General features: G+C 73.3%; 2 protein-coding genes and 2 pseudogenes. All 4 read left to right on the forward strand.

Features of this window, described 5'->3' with window-relative positions; all coding sequences use genetic code 11:
* Window positions 1-362: pseudogene (locus tag AB0J52_RS34995) on the forward strand (sugar ABC transporter ATP-binding protein); the annotation flags it as partial.
* Complete coding sequence (locus AB0J52_RS35000; RefSeq protein ID WP_500187192.1) at window positions 359-1378, forward strand: ABC transporter permease; 1020 nt, start codon at window positions 359-361, stop codon at window positions 1376-1378. The pseudogene AB0J52_RS34995 and the gene AB0J52_RS35000, both read left to right, overlap by 4 nt.
* A gap of 38 nt (window positions 1379-1416) precedes the next feature.
* Window positions 1417-2385, forward strand: coding sequence for an ABC transporter substrate-binding protein (locus AB0J52_RS35005; RefSeq protein ID WP_500187193.1), 969 nt, complete (start codon window positions 1417-1419; stop codon window positions 2383-2385).
* A gap of 29 nt (window positions 2386-2414) precedes the next feature.
* A pseudogene (locus AB0J52_RS35010) lies at window positions 2415-2588 on the forward strand (PfkB family carbohydrate kinase); the annotation flags it as partial.
* Between the last annotated feature and the right edge of the window lie 193 nt (window positions 2589-2781).

Below are 2781 nucleotides of genomic sequence, written 5' to 3' on the forward strand. Positions count from 1 at the left end.
CGGGCGGGCAGCGGCAGGGCGTCGCGGTGGCGCGCGCGGTGGCCTGGGCGCGGCGCGTGGTGTTCATGGACGAGCCGACCGCCGCGCTCGGCGTCGTGCAGACCGGGCGCGTGCTCGACCTCGTCCGGCGCGTCCGGGACGCCGGGGTCGCGGTCGTGCTGATCAGCCACAACATGCAGGACGTCAAGGCGGTGTCGGACCGGGTCGAGGTGCTCCGCCTCGGCGCGCGGGTCGCCCGCTTCGACACCGCGCGGGTGTCCATGGAGGAGCTGGTCGCCGCGATGACCGGTGCGACGTCCGACGCGATGGACCGGGCGGCGCGCGACGCGGCGGCGGACGACGTCCGCGGGGAGGACCGGTGAGCGTGGAGGTCGGCGGGCCGGTGGCGGAGCGGGCGCGAGACGTCCGGGGCCGGGCCGTGCTGGAGCGGGTCGCGGGCAGCCAGGTGGTGTGGATCGCGCTGGTGCTGGCCGCGATGCTCGCGGCGTTCGGGGTGCTGCGGCCGCACAGCTTCGCGACCGGCTTCAACCTGCTCAACCTGGTGAGCGACGCGGCGATCCTGCTGCTGCTCGCGGTCGGCATGACGTTCGTGATCATCACGTCCGGGATCGACCTGTCGGTGGGCGGGGTGCTGGTGTTCTCCGGCGTGACCGCGGCCAAGGTGATGGGCGCGGTCGGCGCGGAGTCCGGGGCGGCGCTGTGGCTGGGGCCGCTGGTGGCCGTCGCGACCGGGCTGGCGTGGGGCGTGCTGAACGGGTTCGTCGTGGCGTACGGGCGGATCCCGGCGCTGATCGTCACGCTCGGCACGCTCGGGATGTCGCTCGGCGGCGCGCTGCTGCTCACCGGCGGCGTCGATCTGCGCGCGTCCACCCGCCTGAACCTCGGGCTCGGGCTGGACAAGGACCTCGGCGTCCCGGACCTCGTGTGGATCTCCGCGGCGGTGACCGTCGCGCTCGCGGTGCTGCTCGCGCAGTGCCGGTTCGGGCGGCACACCTACGCGATCGGGTCCAACGCCGAGGCGGCGCGGCGGGCGGGCGTGCGCGTCGAGCGGCAGCTGGTGCGGGTGTACGGCCTGGCCGGGCTGCTGGCGGGCCTCGCCGGGTACCTGTCGCTGGCCAAGTACGGGATCACCGGGGTGTCGGCGCACTCGACCGACAACCTGCAGGCGATCGCGGCGGTGGTGATCGGGGGGACGAGCCTGTTCGGCGGGACGGGCAGCGTCCTCGGGACGGTCATCGGCGTGTTCATCCCGGCCGTGCTGCAGAACGGGTTCCAGATCCTCGGCGTCCGGCCGTTCTGGCAGCAGGTCGTCGTCGGCGCGGTGCTCATCGTCGCCGTCTACCTGGACCAGTGGCGCCGCCGCGCGGGCGACCACTGACCCCTTCCCCCTCCCCCTCCCCGATAGGAAGGCGAACCATGCGCAGGTTGATCGGCGTGCTGACGGCGGCGGCGCTGGTCGCGGCGGCGGCCGCGGCGTGCTCGGACTCGGGCTCCGGGTCCGGCGGCAAGATCAAGATCACGCTCGTCCAGGGCATGGCGGGCGAGGAGTTCTACGCGACGATGGCGTGCGGGGCCCGGCGGCAGGCCGCGGCGATGGGCGTGGACCTGAAGGTGCAGGGCCCGCAGAAGTTCGACCCGACCCTGCAGACCCCGATCGTCAACTCGGTGGTCGCGAGCCGTCCCGACGCGATGCTCATCGCGCCGACCGACACCAAGGCGCTCGTCGCGCCGCTGACGCAGGCCAAGGCCGCGGGCATCAAGACGGTGCTGGTCGACACGGTCGTGGACGATCCCGGCATCGGCGTGTCGCGGATCAGCACCGACAACGTGAAGGGCGGCGCGACCGCCGCGTCCGCGCTCGCCGAGCAGCTCGGCGACCAGGGCAAGGTGCTGGTGATCTCCACCGATCCGGGAGTGAGTACGGTGGACGCGCGGATCAAGGGATTCGAGCAGGAGATCAGGACGGGTCATCCGAAGCTGAGGTACGTCGGGGTGCGGTACTCGCACAACGACGTGTCCGAGGCGGGGAGGATCGTGAACGCGGCGCTGGCCAGGGACCCCGACCTCGCCGGGGTGTTCGCCACCAACCTGAACTCCGCGACGGGGGCCGGGTCGGCGCTGCAGCAGGCGGGCAAGCTGGGGAAGGTGAAGATGGTGGGGTTCGACGCCGGTCCGGCGCAGGTGAAGCAGCTCCAGGACGGGGTCGTGCAGGCCCTGGTCGCGCAGCTGCCCGGCGAGATCGGGGCCAAGGGCGTGCAGCAGGCCGTCGCGGCGGTGCGCAAGCAGGCGGTCACGCCGTCCATCCCGACGGACGCGACCGTCGTCACCAAGGAGAACCTGAGCCGGCCGGAGATCCAGAAGATCCTGTACAGGGCGACGTGTTGAACCGCGTGACCGTCCTCGGCGAGGCGCTCGTGGACCTGGCCCCGGCCGGGGACGAGCGCCTCTTCCGGGCCGTCCCCGGCGGCAGCCCGGCGAACGTGGCGGTGGGCCTCGGGCGGCTCGGCGTCCCGGCGTCGCTGGTCACCGGCCTCGGCGCGGACGCGTTCGGGCGGCTGGTCGTCCGGCACCTGGAGGAGTCGGACGTCGCGGTGGTCACGCAGCCCGCCCCGTTCACCGGCATGGCCGTCGTCACCCTGGACGAGGCGGGCGTCGCGTCCTACGACTTCGCGCTGTCCTGGGAGCCCGCCGAGACTCCGCTGCCGACGGTCGACCAGTACACCGGCGGCGTCGAGCACGCCATCCTGCACCTGCTGTACAGCCGGTTCTTCACCAAGGTCC

The sequence above is a fragment of the Spirillospora sp. NPDC049652 genome (assembly GCF_040675125.1).
Lineage (GTDB): Bacteria > Actinomycetota > Actinomycetes > Streptosporangiales > Streptosporangiaceae > Spirillospora.

Excerpts from the sequence above, each read along its gene's own strand:
- AB0J52_RS35005 (WP_500187193.1), top strand. The coding sequence starts at position 1,417 with ATGCGCAGGTTGATCGGCGTGCTGACGGCGGCGGCGCTGGTCGCGGCG.